Origin of the sequence: Streptomyces flaveus, from assembly GCF_014647675.1 — a bacterium.
Lineage (GTDB): Bacteria > Actinomycetota > Actinomycetes > Streptomycetales > Streptomycetaceae > Streptomyces > Streptomyces flaveus.
The window spans coordinates 20,688-37,844 of sequence record NZ_BMPQ01000022.1; the positions used below are offsets into that span (position 1 = coordinate 20,688).

General features: G+C 71.0%; 12 protein-coding genes and 3 pseudogenes. 9 read left to right on the forward strand and 6 right to left on the reverse strand.

Annotation, left to right across the window (positions count from 1 at the left end):
- Positions 1 to 38: 38 nt before the first annotated feature.
- From ppdK to adhE, 4 genes are all read left to right on the forward strand, one after another.
- Entirely contained in the window at positions 39 to 2,723 is a 2,685-nt protein-coding gene (gene ppdK / locus IEZ21_RS32515) for a pyruvate, phosphate dikinase (protein ID WP_189325410.1), read from the forward strand.
- A 215-nt stretch (positions 2,724 to 2,938) separates the two neighbouring features.
- The gene (locus IEZ21_RS32520) at positions 2,939 to 3,367 is read left to right on the forward strand and encodes a hypothetical protein (RefSeq protein WP_189325411.1); all 429 of its coding nucleotides are present in this window, start codon (positions 2,939 to 2,941) and stop codon (positions 3,365 to 3,367) included.
- Between the two features lie 391 nt (positions 3,368 to 3,758).
- Positions 3,759 to 4,484: a CBS domain-containing protein gene (locus IEZ21_RS32525; RefSeq protein WP_189325412.1), complete on the forward strand. Its 726-nt coding sequence runs from the start codon at positions 3,759 to 3,761 to the stop codon at positions 4,482 to 4,484.
- 222 nt (positions 4,485 to 4,706) lie between these two features.
- The gene (gene adhE / locus IEZ21_RS32530) at positions 4,707 to 7,382 is read left to right on the forward strand and encodes a bifunctional acetaldehyde-CoA/alcohol dehydrogenase (RefSeq protein ID WP_246568355.1); all 2,676 of its coding nucleotides are present in this window, start codon (positions 4,707 to 4,709) and stop codon (positions 7,380 to 7,382) included.
- A gap of 80 nt (positions 7,383 to 7,462) precedes the next feature.
- Here the strand turns inward: adhE and IEZ21_RS32535 are convergent.
- The 5 genes and pseudogenes from IEZ21_RS32535 to IEZ21_RS32555 all read right to left on the reverse strand — a co-directional run.
- Positions 7,463 to 7,651: pseudogene (locus IEZ21_RS32535) on the reverse strand (alcohol dehydrogenase); the annotation flags it as partial.
- 85 nt (positions 7,652 to 7,736) lie between these two features.
- Complete coding sequence (locus IEZ21_RS32540; protein WP_189325413.1) at positions 7,737 to 9,335, reverse strand: FAD-dependent monooxygenase; 1,599 nt, start codon at positions 9,333 to 9,335, stop codon at positions 7,737 to 7,739.
- Positions 9,308 to 9,829, reverse strand: coding sequence for a hypothetical protein (locus tag IEZ21_RS32545; protein ID WP_246568359.1), 522 nt, complete (start codon positions 9,827 to 9,829; stop codon positions 9,308 to 9,310). The genes IEZ21_RS32540 and IEZ21_RS32545 overlap by 28 nt, the downstream gene beginning before the upstream one ends.
- 226 nt (positions 9,830 to 10,055) lie before the next feature.
- Positions 10,056 to 11,588, reverse strand: coding sequence for a bifunctional aminoglycoside phosphotransferase/ATP-binding protein (locus IEZ21_RS32550; protein ID WP_373302340.1), 1,533 nt, complete (start codon positions 11,586 to 11,588; stop codon positions 10,056 to 10,058).
- Positions 11,589 to 11,610: 22 nt separating this feature from the next.
- Positions 11,611 to 12,487: pseudogene (locus IEZ21_RS32555) on the reverse strand (universal stress protein).
- Positions 12,488 to 12,746: 259 nt separating this feature from the next.
- On the opposite strand from IEZ21_RS32555, the pseudogene IEZ21_RS32560 reads away from it, so the two are divergent.
- The 5 genes and pseudogenes from IEZ21_RS32560 to IEZ21_RS47930 all read left to right on the forward strand — a co-directional run bounded on the left by IEZ21_RS32560 (position 12,747) and on the right by IEZ21_RS47930 (position 16,350).
- Positions 12,747 to 13,564, forward strand: a pseudogene (locus tag IEZ21_RS32560) (universal stress protein).
- Positions 13,565 to 13,703: 139 nt separating this feature from the next.
- Positions 13,704 to 14,321, forward strand: coding sequence for an Rv1733c family protein (locus IEZ21_RS32565; protein ID WP_189325416.1), 618 nt, complete (start codon positions 13,704 to 13,706; stop codon positions 14,319 to 14,321).
- A gap of 39 nt (positions 14,322 to 14,360) precedes the next feature.
- Positions 14,361 to 15,752, forward strand: coding sequence for a nicotinate phosphoribosyltransferase (locus IEZ21_RS32570; protein ID WP_189325417.1), 1,392 nt, complete (start codon positions 14,361 to 14,363; stop codon positions 15,750 to 15,752).
- Between the two features lie 11 nt (positions 15,753 to 15,763).
- Entirely contained in the window at positions 15,764 to 16,069 is a 306-nt protein-coding gene (locus IEZ21_RS32575; protein WP_189325418.1) for a DUF1876 domain-containing protein, read from the forward strand.
- A 164-nt stretch (positions 16,070 to 16,233) separates the two neighbouring features.
- Positions 16,234 to 16,350: an Hsp20/alpha crystallin family protein gene (locus IEZ21_RS47930; protein WP_246568380.1), complete on the forward strand. Its 117-nt coding sequence runs from the start codon at positions 16,234 to 16,236 to the stop codon at positions 16,348 to 16,350.
- A gap of 50 nt (positions 16,351 to 16,400) precedes the next feature.
- On the opposite strand, the gene IEZ21_RS32585 is transcribed toward IEZ21_RS47930, so the two are convergent.
- Complete coding sequence (locus IEZ21_RS32585; RefSeq protein ID WP_189325419.1) at positions 16,401 to 17,075, reverse strand: CBS domain-containing protein; 675 nt, start codon at positions 17,073 to 17,075, stop codon at positions 16,401 to 16,403.
- Between the last annotated feature and the right edge of the window lie 82 nt (positions 17,076 to 17,157).

Genomic DNA, 17,157 nt, shown 5'->3' on the forward strand with positions numbered 1-17,157 from the left:
CCCCCGGGACACCGGATACCGGAAGGAGAGCACACGTCATGGTCCACTACGTGTACGAGTTCACCGAGGGCGGCCGTGACATGGCCGGCCTGCTCGGCGGCAAGGGCGCCAACCTGGCCGAGATGACCCGCATGGGCCTGCCCGTGCCGCCCGGCTTCACCGTTTCGACGGAAGCCTGCCGCGCCTTCCTCGCCACGGGCGCCGAGCCGGACGGCCTGACCCGCGAGGTCTCCGACCATCTGACGGCCCTGGAAGAGGCCGCCGGACGGCGGCTGGGGCAGCCGGACGACCCGCTGCTGCTGTCCGTCCGCTCCGGGGCCCGCTTCTCCATGCCCGGCATGATGGAGACGATCCTCGACATCGGCCTGGGCGACGAATCCGTGCTCGGGCTGGCGAAGACCTCCGGGAACGAGCGCTTCGCCTGGGACTCCTACCGGCGCCTTGTGCAGATGTTCGGCAGCACCGTCATGGGCGTCGACAGCGCAGTGTTCGAGCAGGCCATGACGCAGCTCAAGGACCTGCGCGGCGCCCCGGACGATCTGCACCTGGACGCCGCCGACCTCGCCCAGCTCGTGGAGACGTACAAGAACCTGATCAAGCACGAGACCGGGGAGGACTTCCCCCAGCTCCCGGCGGAGCAGCTGCGCCGGGCGATCCTGGCGGTCTTCGAGTCCTGGAACGGCGAGCGCGCCCGGCTCTACCGCCGCCGCGAGCACATTCCCGACGACCTGGGCACCGCCGTCAACGTACAGACCATGGTCTTCGGCAACCTCGGCCCCGACTCCGGCAGCGGCGTCGCCTTCACCCGTGACCCGGCCACCGGCGCCCGAGGCGTGTACGGCGACTACCTGTCCAACGCGCAGGGCGAGGACGTCGTCGCCGGGATCCGCAACACCGTGCCGCTGGACGAACTGGGCCGCCTGAACCCACAGGCGTTCGCCCAACTCCGCGACCACATGCGGACGTTGGAGTCGCACTACCGGGACCTGTGCGACATCGAGTTCACCGTCGAGCGCGGCAGGCTGTGGATGCTGCAGACCCGCGTCGGCAAGCGCACCGCCGAGGCCGCGTTCGCCATCGCCGCCGAGCTGGTCGACGAGGAGCTCATCAGCGCGGACGAGGGGCTGGCGCGCGTCAGTGGGGATGGGCTGGCCCGGCTGATGTTCCCCCGGTTCGACACCTCGGCCGTCGGAGACCCGCTCGCGCACGGCATCCCGGCCTCGCCGGGCGCCGCCGTCGGCGCCGCCGTGTTCGACTCCGCCGAGGCGGTCCGGCGGGCCGCCGCCGGGGAGAAGGTCGTCCTCGTACGGCAGGAGACCACACCCGACGACCTGCCCGGCATGATCGCCGCCCAGGCCGTGCTGACCAGCCGCGGCGGCAAGACTAGCCACGCGGCCGTCGTCGCCCGCGGCATGGGCAAGGTCTGCGTGTGCGGGGCCGAAGAGATCACCGTGGACCCGCAGGGCCGCCGCTTCACTGTGGGCGACACCACCGTCGAGGAGGGCACGGTCATCTCCGTCGACGGTTCGGAAGGCGCCGTCCATCCCGGCGCGGCTCCGCTGGTGGACTCGGCCGTGATGCGGTACTTCGAGACCGGCGAAGCCTCGGCCGGGCTGGTCGACGCCGTGGCCCGCGCCATGCAACAAGCAGACGGCGTACGGCGGTTGGGCGTGCGGGCGAACGCCGACACACCCGAGGACGCCGCCCGCGCCCGCCGGTTCGGCGCCGAGGGCATCGGACTGTGCCGCACCGAGCACATGTTCCTCGGCGACCGCCGGCAGCTGGTCGAGGCGATGATCCTGGCCCGCACCGACGCCGAACGCGAACGGGCGCTGGCCGCGCTGCTGCCGCTCCAGCGGCAGGACTTCATCGGCATCCTGGAGGCGATGGACGGCCTGCCGGTCACCATCCGCCTCCTCGACCCGCCCCTGCACGAGTTCCTGCCCGACCGCACCGAACTCGCCGTACGGCTCGCCGCCGCCGAGGCGCACGGCAGCCCGCCCAGCGCGCACGACGCCGAGCTGCTGGAGGCGGTGAACCGCATGCACGAGGAGAACCCGATGCTCGGCCTGCGCGGCGTACGCCTGGGCCTGGTGGCACCGGGACTGGTCGCCATGCAGGTACGGGCCATCGCCGAGGCGGTCGTGGAGCGCAAGCGGGCGGGCGGCGACCCGCAGGCGGAGATCATGGTGCCGCTGATCGACACGGTCGAGGAACTGCGGCTCGTCCGCGAGGAGGTGGAACAGGTACTGGCCGAGGTCAGCACAGAGTCCGGCGTCACTGTCGAGTGCCCGGTCGGCACGATGATCGAGCTGCCGAGGGCCGCCCTGACGGCGGGCCGGATCGCCCAGGAGGCGCAGTTCTTCTCCTTCGGCACCAACGACCTGACCCAGACCACCTGGGGCTTCTCCCGCGACGACGTGGAGGCGGCGTTCTTCTCCGCCTACCTCGACAAGGGCATCTTCAAGGTCTCCCCGTTCGAGACGATCGACCGCGAAGGCGTGGGCCGCCTGGTCGAGATCGCGGTCGCCGAGGGCCGCGCCGCCCGGCCGGGCCTGAAGATCGGCGTCTGCGGCGAGCACGGCGGGGACCCCGAATCGGTGCACTTCTTCCACGGCGCGGGCCTCGACTACGTCTCCTGCTCACCGTTCCGGGTCCCGGTCGCCCGCCTGGAAGCGGGTCGGGCCGCGCTGACCGAGACGGAGGTCAGCGACAGCAGGTGACACTCCCCGGAGGGCCGGAGCTGTAAGCCCGGCTTCGACCCTCCCGGCGGGCTGCTTTGCCCGGATCCGGCCGGCCCCGCCCCATCAGCGGGGTCGGCCGTGATCACAACGGGACCCACGGCCCGTCCGCCGGGGCCGATCGGCCCCGGGGCCACGGCCGGTCTCGGCGAAAGGCTGGAGCCGGCAGAGAACGAGAACAAGAAGGAGTGGTCGGCATGACTGGCAGGGACGCTGGAGCCCGCGATACCGCCGCTGTTGTCCAGGTACGGGCCGAAGGCAAGGTCGGTGAGGAGGCCCTCGCGTACGCCCGTTCCAAGATCGACGCTGTCGTGAGCCGGCCGGGGCTGCCGGCGGTCACCGGCGAGGTGAGGATCGCCAAGGCGACGGCCCATCACGCCGATCACCCGTGGTCGGCCGTGGCCGACCTCCGGGTGGGCCGCACCGTCGTGGTCGTTCACGCGCAGGAGGCCACCAGCCAGGAAGTCACCGACCGGCTGCAGGACCGGCTGCGCCGTCAGGTGGAGCGAGCGGCCCACGGGGGCAACGCCGCCCACAAGCCGGTCACCCCGCCCTGGCGCGGCGGGCAACCGGACGAAGCCCTCGCGGGCCGCGACGCGGGACAGCAGGACACCCGCTCGGCGTGACCCGCCCGGGCAACGATCCGTGCAGGGCTAGGGCCGCGGCGCCGTTCCAGGAGTACCCACCGCGGGCCGGCCTTCCTGGCCTTCTGTGTGGCAGTTCCGTGCCCGGACCGAGTGCGGCCGAGGAGAGGGCGGTTCGGCCCGGGGACTCGGGACCAGGTGGCCCCTGCGCCATCAAGCCGGTGCGCGGGAGGCTGAAGAGGCATCGGGGGGCCGGCTACCCGGGACAGTCCAACGGGACAGCAGCGGCCGGACCGGCCGCCATCACCCGCGAGTTCCGGCCCCCGATGCCCACCGCAGGAGCACGACCCCCTGCAAGGATCCGTCGGCCCGCAGGGCCGTGCGCAAGGGATACCGGTCGCGCTCCGCACGCACCAGTGTGAAGGGAACCGCCATGAAGACCTCCAAGGTCGGCGAAGTGATGACCTCCGAGGTCATCGGGGCCCGCCAGGAGACACCGTTCAAGGACGTGGCACAGCTGCTGGCCCGGCACCACATCAGCGGGCTGCCGGTTGTGGACGCCGACGACAAGGTCCTCGGCGTGATCTCCGAGACCGACCTGATACGCCGACAGGCGGCGAAGGCCGAACGGGACCGGGGAGGCCGCTTCCGGCTGCCGGCGCTGCGCCGGAAGGTGCGTATCGCGGCCGCCAAGGCCCGTGCCATGACCGCCGGGCAGCTGATGTCGACACCCGCGATCACCGTGCACCCGGAACAGGCCGTCGCGGACGCCGCACGGGTCATGGAGCGCCACCACATCGAACGGCTGCCCGTGGTGGACGAGGAGGACCGCCTGATCGGCATCGCCACCCGTCGCGACCTGCTGAGGGTCTTCCTGCGCACCGACGAGGAGATCCGCCAGGAGATCATCGACGAGGTCCTGACCCGCGCCATGTGCCTGCCGCCCCACACCGTCATCGTCTCCGTCCACGACGGCACGGCCACGCTGGAGGGACGCCTGGAACGCCGCAGCGACATTCCGCTGGTGGTCCAGCTGACCTGGCGGGTGGACGGCGTGGTGGGCGTGATGAACAGCCTCACCTTCCGCATCGACGACACCCGGCCGCCCGAGAAGCACCCCTCGCACCGGGTCGCCCACCACTGGCTACCCGAGCGGTAACCCCGGCGCCGCTCGGTGAACCACCGGTGCACGCTCAGTCCGACCGGCCCCGGCGATCCGGGGCCGGTCGGGCCCCGGCCGGGACCTTCGGCGCCTGGGTGGCGGCTCCCGCCTGCGGGACGGTGGTACTGGGAGCGGTACCGATCCCTCGCAATGCCGCTCCTCACACGGCAAGTTGCCGGTCTTCCGGCCCATGACCTCGACGACGGAGGCGCAATCCCCATGACCCGACAGGACGCCCGAACCCGAGCCGCCGCCCCGGACGGCGCGCCGTCCGAGACCGCCATCGCGGTGGATCGACTGGTCACGAACGGGCTCAAGGCGCTCGCCGACTACGAGGCGCTGACGCAGGAGCAGGTCGACCACATCGTGAAGAAGGCGTCGGTCGCCGCCCTGGACCAGCACACCGCGCTGGCCCTGCTCGCGGTGGAGGAGACCGGCCGTGGCCTCTTCGAGGACAAGGCCGCCAAGAACATGTTCGCGTGCGAGCACGTCACGCACAGCATGGGGAAGATGAAGACCGTCGGCGTCATCGCCCGCGACGACATCGACGACATGCTCGAGATCGCCGAACCGGTCGGCGTCGTGTGCGCGGTCACCCCCGTCACCAACCCGACCTCCACCACGATCTTCAAGGCGCTCATCGCGCTGAAGACCCGCAACCCGGTCGTCTTCGCCTTCCACCCCTCCGCCCAGCGGTGCAGCGCCGAGGCGGCCCGCATCGTGCGCGACGCGGCCGTCGCCGCGGGAGCGCCGAAGCACTGCGTGCAGTGGATCGAGACGCCGTCCATCGAGGCGACCGGCGCGCTGATGCACCACCCAGGGGTGTCGCTGATCCTGGCGACCGGCGGCAACGCGATGGTGAAGGCCGCGTACTCGGCCGGCAAGCCCGCCCTCGGTGTCGGCGCCGGCAACGTCCCGGCGTACGTACACAAGAGCGCCAAGCTGCGCCGGGCCGTCAACGACCTGGTGCTGTCCAAGTCGTTCGACAACGGCATGATCTGCGCCTCCGAGCAGGCCGTCATCCTGGACACCGAGATCTACGACGCCGCCCTGGCCGAGTTCCGCACCCTGCACGCCCACCTGGCCACGGCCGAGGAGAAGGCGAAGCTGGAGGCGTTCCTCTTCCCGACCGACAAGGCCGCGGGCGGTGGCTGCGAACCCAAGGTCAACGCGGCGGCCGTCGGGCAGAGCCCGGCATGGATCGCCGAGCAGGCCGGCTTCAGCGTGCCCGAGGACACCTCGGTCATCCTGGTCGAGGCCGAACGGGTCGGCCCGGACGAGCCGTTGACCCGCGAGAAGCTCTGCCCGGTACTCGCCGTGCTGCGCGCCGGCTCCGAACAGCGGGGCTTCGACCTGGCCGCCGACATGGTCGCCTTCCACGGCCAGGGCCACACCGCCGTCATCCACACCGAGGACAAGGCACTGGCCGAGGCGTACGGCACCCGCATGAAGACGGTACGGGTCATCGTCAACGCGCCCTCCTCGCAGGGCGCCATCGGCGGCATCTACAACAGCCTGCTGCCGTCGCTGACGCTCGGCTGCGGCTCCTGGGGCAGCACGTCGGTGTCCAACAACGTCTCCGCCGCGCAGCTGCTGAACGTCAAGCGAGTCACCACCCGCCACAACAACCTGCAGTGGTTCAAGGTCCCGCCGAAGATCTACTTCGAGCCGGGGTCCATCCGCTACCTGGCCTCGATGCCCGACGTCCACCGCGTCACCGTCGTCACCGACGCGACCATGACCCGCCTCGGCTTCGTCGACCGCATCGGCCGCGTCCTGCAACGCCGCCACGAGCCCGTGACCCTGCAGATCATCGACAACGTCGAGCCGGAGCCCAGCATCGACTCCGTCCAGCGCGGCGCCCGGCTCATGCGCGACTTCCGCCCGGACACCATCATCGCGCTGGGCGGCGGCTCGCCCATGGACGCGGCGAAGGTGATGTGGCTGCTGTACGAGCAGCAGGCGGCCGGCAAGGACCTGGACTTCGCGGACATGCGGCAGAAGTTCTCCGACATCCGCAAGCGGGCCTTCCGCTTCCCGGTCCTCGGTGAGTTTGCCCGCCTGGTGTGCATCCCCACCACCTCCGGCACGGGTGCGGAGGTCACTCCGTTCGCCGTCATCTCCGACCCCGCCACCGGCAAGAAGTACCCCCTCGCGGACTACGCGCTCACCCCCAGCGTGGCCATCGTCGACCCGCTGCTCACCGCCGATCTGCCCCCGGCCCTCGCGGCCGACAGCGGCTTCGACGCCCTCACCCACGCCATCGAGGCGTACGTGTCGGTGTACGCCAACGACTTCACCGACGGCCCGGCCCTGCACGCCATCCGGCTCATCTTCGACCACCTCGACGCCGCGGTGAACAACCGTGCGGGCAGCGCCGAGGCGCGGGAGAAGATGCACAACGCCGGCACCATCGCCGGCATGGCCTTCGGCAACGCCTTCCTCGGCATCGTCCACGCCATGTCCCACACCCTCGGCGCCACCTTCCACATCGCCCACGGCCGCACCAACGCCGTCCTGCTGCCGCACGTCATCCGCTACAACGGCACCGTCCCGAGCAAGCTCACCGGCTGGCCGAAGTACGAGAACTACCGTGCCCCCGAACGCTTCCAGGACATCGCCCGCACCCTGGGCCTGCCCGCCACCACCCCCGCCGAGGGCGTCGAATCCCTCGCCACCGCGGTGGAACGGCTGCGTACCGCCGTCGGCATCGAGCCGTCCTTCCAGGCCCTCGGCATCGACGAGCGCGCCTTCCTCGACGCCCTGCCCCGACAGGCCATGAACGCCTACGAGGACCAGTGCGCGCCGGCCAACCCGCGCATGCCGATGCTCGACGACATGCAGCAGCTCATGAAGGCGGCCTACTACGGACCGGTCGACTTGCCTGGCAAGTAGGACCGGTCGGGCGGCGGGGCCGTGGGCAAGGGCCCCAGCAAGGCGAGATCGAGCCGATGCTTGATCGCCCCTCTGGGGCCCTCGCCCACGGCCCCGCCGCCCTTTCCTGGTTTCACCTCGGGCAGATCGCCGCGCAGGATGTGCAGATCAGTGCCGCAGATGGTGGTGGCGTCGACGCGCACGATGGCGTCGGTGGGGTCCTCGATTACGGGATCCGTGACCGTGTCCCAGGAGGTCTGTTCGGGGCCGTGGTAGACGAGTGCTCGCATGGTCACCCACTCCCTGGCTACCTCGGCTGCCTCCCCTCCACGGTCGCTCTCGCAGCATGTCCGGGCAACTGGGACTGTGGAGTCCTCAGGACCGTTGGACAGCGCAGATCAGTGAAAGCCAGCCGCTCAGCCCGGCCGCGTCGGCGCTCCCGCACCGGAAGCCGACATGCCCGTCCGGGCGGACCGCCACCAGCCCGCGGCCTGGGCTGTTCGTCAGCCGGAGGACGGTGACGTGGGGACCGAGCACCGCGTCCGGCGGCGGGTCGGCGTCGCGCTGCAGCAACAGGTACACACCCGGACGGGCCAGCAGCCCGTGCAACCGTTGTGGAGGCCCCCCGACGCTGACGGTCGCGTCCGGTAGGCGGTCTCCAGGGCGGGGAGCGCCACGGAGGTGCGGTGTTCCCTCCACCGAAAGGGGGCTGCGCCGGTAGCTCACCCGTAGCTGGGAGATGAGACGGATGCCCTCGGCGACCAGCCGTCGCCGATTCAGGAGGACCGGCACGGCGGGGGCTGCGCGCGCAGCAGCCCCCGCGCGCAGCCACGAGGGGATCCGGCCCGTCGACGCCTCCGCCCAGAACGCCGTATGTGTGAGGACGAGCCGTCGGTGGGCAGCCGGCCTGCGCTCCCTGTCGTAGGAGTCGAGCAGCACTTCGGCATCCCGCCTGCCCGTGGACTGGCCGGAGCAGTTCGCCGCGAAACCGAGCTTCCAGCCGAGATTCACCGCGTCCTGGATGCCCGCGTTCATGCCCTGGCCGGTGGCCGGTGAGTAGTTGTGCGCCGCGTCCCCCGCGAGGAAGAGCCGTCCCTGGCGGAATCGTGTGGCGAGGCTGCACTGCAGCGGCACCCGCGCGGACCACGCGAGCCGCTCGATCCGTACGTCCAGCCCGGCGTCGCTCAGGAGCCGCTGGAGCTCGGCCCACGGAACAACGGGTCCGGGCTGGCCGAAGCCCAGCCCGGACCCGCCGTGGGACGCCCGCGTGGCCAGCAGCCGCCAGGTGGCCTGCTCTCCGAGTGGGAAGAGGAACAGCAGTCCTTGACGCCCGGCGGACAACTGGGCCCCGGAACCGCCGGAATTGCCGCTGAGGTCCAGGTCGGCGAGGACCACCTCTTCGGCATAGGGCCTGCCGTGCCACCCGATGCCGGCGCAGGCCCGCACGGTACTGGCTGGGCCGTCGCAGCCGGCGACGAAGGGGCAGCGGATCTCCTCCGTACGCTCCTTCTGTGAGCGCAGCACGGCACGCGCGCTGTGCTTGTCATCGCGGGTGGTGACCAGTTCGGTGCCCCGTTCCACTGCCACCCCGCGGTCGGTAAGCGCCTGGGTCAGCACCCTCTCGACATCCGTCTGGCGCACCAGCGACAGATGCGGGAACGCCGTGTCGGGCAGCGCGAGGTCCGCGAGGCCGACTTCGACGACGCGGGAGCCGAGATGAAGAGCGGCCGTCGGGGCGGTGTCCGCCAGCTCCAGCAGGGCGTCTATGACGCCGAGGGGGCGCAGGACCTCCAGGGTGCGTGGGTGCAGGATGAGCGCGCGGGAGGGCCGGAACGCCTCGGGACGCCGCTCGACGACCCGGATCCGTGCTCCGTGGTCATGGGCCTGCAGGGCCAGGGTGAGGCCGGTCGGACCGGCCCCGACCACGAGGACGTCCACTTCTGTCTTCATGCCGTGCCCTGTATGCGCCACCATGCAGCGTCGTTGTCCGGGGCCAGGTCGTCGGCCAGCCCCGGGTCGGCGAGGATGTCGTCGCGCCGCAGCCCGGGCAGGATGGCGTAGCGGATCGAACCTGGCACGCTGACCAGTGCCAGGACCCGCCACAGGGATCGCGCGTAGTGCTCGGCGCGCTCCGTGCCGTCCCACTCGTACACGCCGCGGTAGCGATCGTGCTCGTCGTGGGCCAGCCACAGCTTCGAGGTGAAACCGGGAAAGCCGACGAACAGCGGGGTGTTCAGCAGGCTCTCCGCGCGGAACAGGGCGTGTGCGGGCCCGCGGACCAGGCGCAGCCGGAAGGTGACCACCAGCGTGCACGGGTCCTTCGCCAAGCCGCTGCCGAGGCGGGTCTCCCGGTACACCCGGGCCGAGGTGCCGTCGGCGAAGCGCAGCCGCATCTCCTGCCGTTCCTTCGGCAGACGGACCCGGTGCCGCGCGAGCAGCGCGAAGGTGGAGAGGAAGCATGTGGCCACGGACCTCCACGCCTCGCCAGGGACGAGGGGTTTCTGTTCACCCATGGTGGCCGCCTCACGAAGTGCCGTAACGGGCGTACGGGCTCCCGGCCCTGCCACGCCTCCTGCCGGACCGGAGTGCCCCCGTACAACCACCATGAGCGAATGCGCCGTGCCGCGCGAAACCTGGTGGCGCGGGCCGGCAATTGGCCGTTGTCCCCAGCCATGTGCGGGCGTCCCAACTCGTCTAGTCCGGCTCCATGTAGGGGCGACGGAAGACCGGTGTCTGGCTGTCGGCGTGCGGGCGGATCGCTGCCAGTGCCTGGACGACCGCGGCCTCCAGGGAGCCGCTCGTATCGACCCTGACGGCCTCAGGCCAGGGCGGTTCCGTGGCAGCCATGGCGGTGGCCACGTCGACGCCGGCGTCGGACGCCCCGGGCGCGCGGGTGGCGAGGCGGGTTGTGGTCACCTCGTCCGGAACGTGGCAGTGTAGGGCGACGAGGTCGGCGTAGGTGCGTTCGGCCATGCTCAGGGCGGCTTCGCGCTGTGCGGCGTCGTGCCAGGTGGCGTCCAGGACGACGGACTCACCCTGGGACAGCAGGGTCGATGCGCGGTCGAGGAGGGCCGCGTACGTCTTGTTGGTCCATTCGGGGGAGTACAGGCCCTCTCCGTAGGCGGCGGCAGCCGGTTGTTCCGCCGGGATGCCCGCCAGTTCCTTGCGGAGGCGGTCGCTGCTGAGCAGGGTGACGCCGAGGCGGTCGGCGAGCGCGCCGGAGAGCGTGGACTTGCCGCTGCCCGGGAGTCCGCCGACGAGGGTCAGGCCGACGGCGGAGGCGCGCAGGTGGCGCAGGGCGGTCGTGATCAGTCGGTGTGCTGCCGCCTCCGCGCCGGGCGTGCCCTGGCGTGCCTGGATCAGGGAGACCTTGGCCCGGACGAACGCGCGGTACGCGACGTAGTGGTGGCGCAGGGAGGGAGGCGCCGGGTCGCCGGAGTATTCGCCGTACTCGGAGAGGAAAAACGTCGCCGCCTCCAGGGCGCCGAGTTGTTCCAGGTCCATGGCGAGGAAGGCGGCGTCGTCGAGGCCGTCGACGTAACGAAGGTGGTCGTCGAACTCCAGGCAGTCCAGGACGCGCGGGCCGTCGTCGAGGCAGAAGATGTCCTCGGCGAGCAGGTCTCCGTGGCCGTCGACCACCCGTCCCTGCTCGATGCGCCTGTCGAACAAGGGCTCGCGGCCGGCAAGGTAGCGGCGCACCAAGCGCTCGATCTCCTCCACCCCGTCGGGCACGGTGCCGTCGTCGGACAGGGCGCGGACCTGGGCGAAGCTCGCTTCCCAGCGCGAGGACAGTGCGTCGCGCGTCCCCTGCTCGGTCACCTCCCGGCCGCGAGGTGCGCTCGCGTGGTGGGCGGCGAGCAGCCTGGCGACGGCCCTAAGGGCGTCGTCGACGGCCGCTCCTTCCCGTACCAGCCGGGAGAGGCGGCGCTCGGTGGCCATGCGCCGCATCACCACGACGGGTTCCGGTACGTCGGTGTCCGGGCTGCGGAATTCGCCGACGCCGAGGTAGACGTCGGGGGCGAAACGGCGGTTGAGGACGACCTCTCTCTCGCACGCGGCCTTCCGGGCGGCCACCGTGGTGTAGTCCAGGAATGTCAGGTCGACTGGTTTCTTCACCTTGTAGGCGCGGTCCCCGATGAAGAGGACCACGGCGGTGTGTGTCTCGCGCACCTCGGCGCGCGAGAGCCACGGGGTCCTGGGGGCGTCGTCCCGCCGCGCCGACGCCATCGGCTCGCCGGGGTGGTTCGGCTCAGTCATGGGGGACGACGGCGACAGGGCAGCGCGCGTGGTGGGCGGCTGCTTGGGTCACGGGGCCCAGGCGTGGTGCCAGGGGAGGGTGGTGCTTGCGTCGGCCGACGACCAGCAACTCGGCGCCTGCGGCGGCTGCTATGACAGCCCTGGCGGGGCTGTCGAGGCGGATGGCCTCAGCTACGACCACGCCCGGGAACTTCTCGCGCCAGGGGCGGAGGGCCTGGCTCAGGCCTCTCTGGGCCTCCTGCCTGACCTCGTGGGTCACGGTGTGATCCACGAGGTCAGGGGGCGTACGCGTGGAGCGGCACGCCGCGGCCATGGACGACGCGGAGCGGCATGCCCCGCACCGCGGCGGTGGTGAAGGCGAATTCGAGCAGGTCGTCGCACGGTCCGTGCAGTTTCAGTGCCACCACCACGCCGCCTGCCGAACCTGATTCGGGCGCGCGACCTTCTTCCCCCCGCTCGGCACGCACCAGGACCACGGGCCGCTCGGCGCGTGCCACCACGGACATGCTGATGTCGCCGAGGAAGTAGCTTTCCACGGGAGTCAGCCCCCGCGAGCCGAGCACGAGCATCTCGGATTCCGACGATGCCTGGAGCAGTGCGTTCTGCGCGTCGTCGGCGACCAGGTTGCCGACGACGGTGAGGCCCGGGTGGCGCGCCTGGAGTTCCGCCTGGGCGTTGTGCATGAGCCGCTTCGCCCAGTAGTTCTGATCGATTTCCGCGGGGATGCGGGTCGGCTCCGGGGCCAGCAGCGGCCACGCGTGCAGCAGGCGCAGGGTGAGATTGCGTCGCTCGGCTTCGTCGGCGGCCCAGCGGGCGGCGGCGAGGCTCTCGGGGGAGCCGTCGAGGCCGACGGTGAGGGCTTGTCCCATGGCGACTGCCTCCGTCTCGTACGAAGCTGGAAGGACGGTGAGTGCGGTCACCGCCCGGACGGCTGCCGCCCCCGTGCGTCGGTGGCCGTGCAGGCCGGCCGTGGGGCGTGCTCGACGCGACGCACGAGCGTTGGCGCCGACCGACGGAGCACGGTGCTTCTACATCGAGGACTACCCCAGATCTCCTCGCGGCGCATGTGGTCCCCGGCGAGGCGGCGCTCGCACGGGCGTGAAGTCCGGAGCAAGGGAGGTGGGAGCGGTGGTGGTTCCCCTGGTGGTCGGCATCGACGGGTCCGAGGCGAGCCTTGAGGCGGTGGAGTGGGCCGCGGACGAGGCGGTCCGGCACGAGGTGCCGCTCCATCTCGTGCACGCGGCCGCAACAGACCACGAGACGCCCGGCCTGGTCGCTGTCGCCTCGGAGCGAGCCGGCAAGAGCGCGCCGACGGTACGGCTGTCCAGTGAGGTAGTGCACGAGGACGCGGCGTCCGCCCTGGTCGGCAAAGGGCGCAACGCCTTCGCTCTGGTACTCGGATCCCGAGGGCTCGGAGATCTCGCCGGGCTGCTCCTGGGCTCGGTCAGCTTGGCCGTGGCCGCTCATGCCGACTGCCCGGTCGTCGTCGTGCGCGGTGGGCTGGAGCACCGGAACGGCCGGTTCGGGAGCGTCGTCGTCGGTGTCGAGGACGGGCAGGGCAGCGGTACGGCTGTGGACTTCGCGTTCCGGGAGTCCCATGTGCGGCGCTGCCGGCTGGTGGCGGTGCACGCCTGGAGCGTCCCGGTCGGGAACCCTGGGCCGCCGGGCTTTTCCGGATACGCCCTCCAGGCCATGGGGCGCCCGCCGGCCCAGGTGCTCGCTGACGCACTGCGCAGCCCTGCGGAGCGGTATCAGGACGTGCCGGTGAGTGGCGACGTCGTCGAGGGCCCGGCCCGGCGGGTGCTCTTGGAGGCTGCGTCCGGTGCTGATCTGCTCGTCGTCGGGGCCCGCAGGCGACATGGGCACGTGGGTCTGCAGTTGGGCCTGGTCAACCACGCGGTGCTGCATCACGCGCCGTGTCCGACGCGGTCGTACCGCAGGTATGACCCCGTGACGAGCAGGGTGGGTCGAGTGGCCGTTCAGCAGGGACCTTCGGCCCCGTGATCGGACTCCGCCGCCGTTGGAGGGTGGTGAGGGAGTCAGACGTGGCGGGGGGACGCACCAGCAACAGCTGGAGGACAGACCATGAGCGCACAGGATCCGCCGCACGCATCCGGTCCTCACCGACCGCACAAGGAGCAGCCCCCGCCGGGGGGCGCGAACCCACTGAGGCGTACGTCCGATCGGGCCGAAGCCTGGTGCTCTGGTTTCCTGCTGGCGGTGCTTGTCCTCGGACTGCCCGTGGCTTCGGTGAGCGCGGGGCTGGCGGTCCACGAGTCGACGATGCGCACCGTTCAAGCCCAGTCCGCGGAGCGGTTCCAGGTCACCGCTCGGGTGACCTCGGCCCCGGAGGCAGCATCGGGCGGTGCTGCGGACGAGAAGCAGAAGGTTCAGGTCAGGTGGACCGATAAGGAGGGGCGGCAGCAGACGGGAAGCGCCCCTGTACCGCTGGACAAGACCGCAGGCTCCACCGTGCGGATCTGGGTGGACCGGGAAGGAACCGTCAAGAACCCACCGATGTCCGCGACCAACGCGAAGGCCGGCGGCTGGCTTATGGGCGGCATGACGGCGGTCGGCGTGTACGCCGGCTTCGTTGCTGCGCGCAAAGGCATGCGCCTGGCGTTGGACCGCAGAAGGTACGCACAGTGGGACGCCGAATGGGACCGGGTGGAACCCCTCTGGTCCGCGCGGTTCCACAGGTGACAGGCCGGGGCCCCGAGCGTGGTCCAGGAGGTGACGCAGATGTCCGATGCGACGACCACTGACCTCTACGAGGTCACGATGGCGATGTCGTACCTGCGGGAGGGGATGACCGGCCCGGCAACGTTCAGCCTGTTCGTCCGCGACATGCCGCCCGGCCGGGGCTTCCTGGTGGCCTCCGGCCTGGAGTCGTCGCTGGACTTCCTGTCCGGGTTCCGGGTCGACGCCGAGGATGTCGATGCCTTCGCCTCAGCACTGCACCGGCCTCCGCGTGATCTGGCCCCGCTGCTGGGCATGGAGTTCACCGGCCAGGTGCGGGCGGTGCAGGAGGGGCGGATCGTCCTGGCGGGAGAGCCGCTGCTGGAGGTGACCGCTCCGCTCCCGCAGGCCCAGCTGGTCGAGACGTACATCCTCAACCAGGTCAACCACCAGACGACGATCGCCTCGAAAGCCGCACGGTGCGTCCTGGCCGCTGCCGGCCATCCGGTCGTGGACTTCTCCCTGCGCCGCACGCACGGCCCTCAAGCCGGTCTCCAGGCCGCCCGGCTGAGCGCCATGGTTGGGTTCGCCGGAACGAGCAACGTCGCCGCGGCCACCGCCGAAGGACTCTCGGCCGTCGGCACGATGGCCCACTCGTACATCGAGGCGTTCGGAACGGAGGAGGAGGCCTTCCGGGCCTTCGCCCGGTCCCACCCCGGTCCGGTGACGCTCCTGGTGGATACCTACGACACCGAAGAGGGGGTACGCGTCGCGGCCCGCGTCCTGCGGGACCTGGACCGTGGGCCCGGCTCGGCCGTACGGCTGGACAGCGGAGACCTGGGAGCCCTGGCGCTGACGGCACGCGCCATCCTCGACGCGGCGGGACTGCCGGACGTACGGATCATCGTCAGCGGCGGTCTCGACGAGTACGCCGTGGACGAACTGGTCCGCTCCGGGGCGCCGATCGACGTCTACGCCGTCGGCACCCGCGTCGGGGTCTCGGCCGACGCCCCGTTCCTGGACTCGGCCTACAAGATGGTCGAGTACGACGGCCGACCGGTGATGAAGCTCTCCTCGGCCAAGGTGACCGCCCCTGGACAGAAGCAGGTGTTCCGCCGTCCCGGATTCGCGGACGTGATCGGGCTCCATGATGAGCAGCCGCCGGGGGCGGGCGTACCGCTGCTGGAGACGGTCATGCAGAACGGGAGTCGCACCGTCGAGCGCCCCACTCTGGACGAGAGCGGGGAGAAGTTCGCCGCCGACCTGGCCGGGCTCCCGCCCGCGGCACGCCGCATTCAGGCCCCCCTCGCGCCACGCGCGACCATCTCCGGACAGCTGACTGTCCTCGCCGACCAGGTCCGGCACCGTATCGAAGACGAGGTCCTGGCCTCATTCGCCAACCTGCGCAACCACGAGCGGAGCGCAACCGGATCACAGCACTCCGTACCGAGATGAGGAGGACAGCGATGCCGCATACCGTGGAATGGAAGGTTCGCCTCTACCTCTTCGAGGAAGAGAGAACGACCAAGGCACGTGTGGTGCTGGACACCGGGACCACGGAGCTCGCCGGGCACGGGGCCGCGCACAGGAACCCAGCGGACATGGACGTGCCGGAGATCGGTGACAAGCTGGCGGCGGGCAGGGCCCTGCACGACCTCGGCCGGCAGCTGGTGAACGTTGCCGAGCGTGACATCGAGGGCATGGGCGCGGCCAGGCGGAGGGACCACCCGGAGACCGGCTGGCCGTTGCCGGATCAGATGCAAGGAGGATGACCGATGACGCTGCCCGCGCACCATCACCATGGGAAGGGCGCTCTCCCCGCGTGGGATCCCATCCGCGAACTTGAGGACCTGCACACTCGCATGGACCGTCTCATGCAGTCCGCCTTTCCCGGCGGCGCGCCCGCCACGTCGGGGAGTTCGACTACCGCACGAGTCTGCCGCCGAACTCGGACACCGAACACATCAGCGCCGAGCTGACCAACGGGGTTCTCACCGTCCGCGTCCCGAAAGCCGAGAAAGCCAAGGCGCATCGCATCGAGATCGCCGGCTGAGCCAAGGGCGGGAGCAGCCCTCGTTGCTCCGAGCCAGTTCCTGCGATGCCTTAGCCGTCCTTTGCCGAATTCTGGGAGTCGTCCGGGCGGTGCGCGATGTGCTGGGCGACAGAGACCACGCCGTCAACGCTCCGGCACAGCCGCTCGATCACCGGGATCAGGCTCCTGACCTTGACGGATCCACCGAGGCTCACGTGCCCTTCGCGAACCTCGACCGTCACGTCCGAGGCGACAGGTCCCAGGGTCCCCCGCAGCAGGTCCCCCGTGATCTCGTCGCGGATGGCATCGTCACGGCGCAGGAAGATCCTCAGCAGGTCGCTGCGGCTGACGATGCCCTGCAGCCGGTCCGTCTCGTCCACCACGGGCAGTCGCTTGACGTTCTGGACCGCCATGAGGCGAGCCGCCTCGACCACGGTCCACTCCGGACGCGCGCACACGGCGGGAGCCGACATCAGCTCCTCGGCCCTGGCACCTTCGGCTTTGGCACGCTCCCACGCCTCCAGATGCGGAACCGGTGTCAGGCCGGACGGGTCGGCCTGGGCGGAGGACTTGCGCAGCAGGTCGGCCTCGGACACCACGCCGACAGGGCGGTCCAGTTCGTCGACCACGGGTACGGCGGTGACGTCGTTGTCCGCGAGCAGTTTCACGATCTCCTTGAACGGCATGTCGCGCCGTGCTCGCACGACGTCTCGGGTCATGAGCTCTTCGACCGTACGGTGGTGCATGTCGCCTCTCCCTTCCGGGCGGAGACAGCCAGTGGCCAGGGGATGGGGCGGCGCCGGACCGGCCGTCCAGCTACCCGGATCA